This is a genomic window from Dietzia cercidiphylli, assembly GCF_014145145.1.
Lineage (GTDB): Bacteria > Actinomycetota > Actinomycetes > Mycobacteriales > Mycobacteriaceae > Dietzia > Dietzia natronolimnaea.
Genome location: NZ_JAALEA010000050.1, coordinates 1 through 3,502, shown reverse-complemented (window position 1 = coordinate 3,502; position 3,502 = coordinate 1). Strand labels below are relative to the sequence as shown.

General features: G+C 70.4%; 3 protein-coding genes. All 3 read right to left on the bottom strand.

The window, feature by feature from the left end; translation table 11 throughout:
- Nucleotides 1–129: 129 nt before the first annotated feature.
- Nucleotides 130–1,242: an NDMA-dependent alcohol dehydrogenase gene (locus tag G6028_RS02575; RefSeq protein WP_179523234.1), complete on the bottom strand. Its 1,113-nt coding sequence runs from the start codon at nucleotides 1,240–1,242 to the stop codon at nucleotides 130–132.
- Nucleotides 1,243–1,428: 186 nt separating this feature from the next.
- Complete coding sequence (locus tag G6028_RS02570; protein WP_182657951.1) at nucleotides 1,429–2,958, bottom strand: aldehyde dehydrogenase family protein; 1,530 nt, start codon at nucleotides 2,956–2,958, stop codon at nucleotides 1,429–1,431.
- 100 nt (nucleotides 2,959–3,058) lie between these two features.
- A partial coding sequence (locus tag G6028_RS02565) for a helix-turn-helix domain-containing protein (RefSeq protein WP_277817559.1) occupies nucleotides 3,059–3,502 on the bottom strand: 444 nt, incomplete at its 5' end.

The window sequence follows — 3,502 nt, the reverse complement described above, 5'->3', positions numbered from 1 at the left end:
CACGCGCTCGCGCGAGACGCCATCCGCGGGAGCGCCTGCCCGCCATTGCTTGGCCAACGACTGCGCGCGCCACCCCGGGATCGGGGCGGCGTGCGCAGTCGTCGGCCGCGCCGGTCGGGTGGCGACGGGTCAGGCGTCGTGGATGATCACGCCGCGCATGATCTTGCCGTCCTGCAGATCCCGGTAGCCCTCGTTGACCTGCTCGAGCGAGTAGGTGGTGGTGATGAGCTCGTCCAGCTTGAGCTTGCCCTCGTCGTACAGGCGCAGCAGCTTGACGATGTCGTACTGCGGGTTGGCCGAACCGAACAGGGTGCCCGTGATGGTCTTGCCGAACAGCGCCATCACGGTGCCGCTGACCTGGACGGTCTTGTCGGTCATGTTGCCCAGGCCGGTGATCACCACGGTGCCACCCTTGCCGATCACGTCGAAGGCGCTCGAGACGACCTGCTCGTCGACGGTGCCCACCAGGATGAGCGCCTGGTCCGCCATCTGGCCCCAGGTGAGCTTCTCCACCTCGGCGTGGGCCTCGGCGGCGTCGGCGAACGCGTGGGTGGCGCCGAACTTGAGGGCCTCGTCGCGCTTGAACTGGACGGGGTCCACCACCACGACGTGGCGGGCCCCCGAGTGGACGGCGCCCTGGACGGCGTTGATGCCGAGCCCGCCGATGCCGTAGATCACCACGGTGTCGCCCTGGCGCACGTTGCCCGCATAGGTGGCGGTGCCCCAGCCGGAGGGCACGCCGCAGCCCACCAGGACGGCCTTGTCGAGCGGCAGCCAGTCGTCGACCTTGACCACCGAGTGCTGGGAGATCACCGAGCGCTCGGAGAAGGTGCCGAGCATGCACATGGCACCGAACTCCTTGCCGCCCGAGCGGAAGCGGAAGGTGCCGTCGGGCATGTGCCCCTCGAGGATCGTGGCACCCATGTCACAGAGGTTCTGTCGCCCGGTCGAGCAGTACCGGCAGGTGCCGCAGTTGGGGATGAAGGAGCACACCACGTGGTCGCCCGGCTTGACCTTGGTGACGCCCACGCCCACGGCCTCGATGACGCCGGCGCCCTCGTGCCCGCCGACGATCGGGAAGCGCGGCGGGAGCGAGCCGTCGGACAGGTGCAGGTCGGAGTGGCACAGGCCTGCGGCCGTGTACTTGATCAGGACCTCGCCGGGGCCGGGATCGTCCAGGTCGAGCTCGATGATCTCGAACGGCTGGTGGAGGTCGAACAGTACTGCTGCCTTGGTCTTCACGGCGGTGTTCCTTTCGGGGGAGCGGGTGATCGGAAGTGGAGAGGGGGTGTGGACGGGGCGGGTGGGCAAGGGGTGTGGGACGTCAGGAGAGGTCGCAGAGAAGGGGAGTCGCCGGCGTCCCCGGACGAGTCACGGGGACGCCGGGTCCCGGTCCCGGGGGTCGGAGGGAGTCCGACCCGGACCAGGTCAGAGCTGGATGTTGACCGACCTGGTCTGCGTGTAGAGGTCCAGTGCACCCTGGCCCAGCTCGCGGCCCCAGCCGGACTGCTTGAACCCGCCGAACGGCATGGCGGTGTCGAAGCCGTTGTACTGGTTGACCCAGACCGAGCCCGCGTGGAGGCGGCTGGCGACCTTGTGGGCCTTGGAGATGTCCTTCGTCCACACCCCGGCGGCCAGGCCGTAGATCGAGTCGTTGGCCTGCCGGACCGCGTCGTCGACGTCGGTGAACCGCAGGGCCGAGACGACGGGGCCGAAGATCTCGTCCGTCACCACCCGGTGGTCGGGCTCGACGTCCACGAACACGGTCGGCTGGACGAAGTAGCCGGTGTCGCCGTGTCGGCCGCCGCCGGTGAGGGCCCGCCCGCCGTCCTCGATGCCGGCGCGGAGGTAGTAGGAGACCTTGTCGAACTGGTCCTGGTCGACCAGCGGGCCGAGCTCGGTGGCGGGGTCCAGGCCGTGTCCGATGGTGGCCTGGGCGGCGGCGTCGGCGACGGCCTGCGTGAACTTCTCGTAGATGGAGTCCTCGACGTACAGGCGGGTGCCGGCGGTGCAGGCCTGGCCGTGGTTGAACATCCACGCGGCCACGGATCCGGCGACGGCGGCGTCGAAGTCGCAGTCGGCAAAGACGATGTTGGCGCTCTTGCCGCCCAGCTCGAGGGAGACCTTCTTGAGGTTGCCCTTGGCGGCGTCGACGATCAGCTTGCCCACCTCGGTGGAGCCGGTGAAGGCCACCTTGTCCACGTCGTCGTGGGCGGAGATCGCGGCGCCGGCGTCGCCGAAGCCGGTGACGATGTTGACCACGCCGTCGGGCACGCCGGCCTCGGCGATGACCTCGCCCAGCAGCAGCGCGGTCAGCGGAGTCTGCTCGGCCGGCTTGAGGACCAGGGTGTTGCCGGTGGCCAGGGCGGGGGCGAGCTTCCACGCCGCCATGAGCAGCGGGAAGTTCCAGGGGATGATCTGGCCGCACACGCCCACGGGGACGCGCTGGGTGTAGGCGTGGAACTGCTTGTCGCCGGCGAACGGCATCGACACGTTGACCGTGGAGCCCTCGATCTTGGTGGACCAGCCGGCGTAGTAGCGGAACACGTCGGCCGCCCACGCCACGTCCACGGCGGTGGCGATCGCGACGGACTTGCCGTTGTCCAGGGCCTCGATCTGCCCGAAGAGCTCGGCCTTGGCGTCCAGCAGGTCGCCGATGCGCCACAGGATCTGCTCGCGCTGGTTGGGCTTCATGGTCGCCCACGCGCCGTCGTCGAAGGCGCGGCGCGCGGCGGCGACGGCCCGGTCGACGTCCTCGGGTCCGCCGTGCGCGACCTGGGTGATCTCGGCGCCGGTGGCGGGGTCGTAGGTGCCGAAGGTGCGGCCGTCCGCCGCGTCGACCCACTGCCCGTCGATGAAGAGCTGGTGCGGGCGGCCGAGGAAGTCGCGGGCCTCGGCGCCGAGTCGCTCGTCGCCCTGGGTGGTGGCGCCGGTGTCCCGGGAGAGTGTGCCGGTCATTGTGTCCTCCAAGAATCCCGACCGGCTCAGGTGTGAGGCCGGTCACAACCCATCATGGGGTCGTGGACGGGACCCGGAGTGTTCAGTTTCTGGACACCTTCTAGGACAGGCCGAATTCCCGCATCCGGGCGTAGAGGGTCGTCCGGCTGATGCCCAGCCGCTTGGCGGCGCGGGACCGGACGCCGTCGCAGTCCGCCAACGCGGCCACGATCGCGTCGTACTCGCCCCGTGCCAGCTCGCCGGCGCGCGGAGGCCGGACGGCACGGGCCCGGGAGGGCAGTGAGTCCACGTCGAGGACTCCCGACCCTCTCCTGGCGGTGTGGGTGAGGCAGTCGCCCAGGACGGACCGCAGTGACACCAGCCCGTTGGGCAGGTCCAGTGCGCAGACGGCGTCCACGAACCGGACCGTCACGGTCGGCGCCCCGACACCGCGCCCGGCGGCCAGCTCCGCGACCATCCGGCGCACGATCTCGCCACTCTCGGAACCGCGCTCGTGCAGCGGGCGCAGGACCGTCCGGGCGCCGCACGCGTCGAGCACCTCCGT

Coding starts and splice junctions, on each gene's coding strand:
- G6028_RS02570 (WP_182657951.1), bottom strand. CDS start 2,958: ATGACCGGCACACTCTCCCGGGACACCGGCGCCACCACCCAGGGCGAC.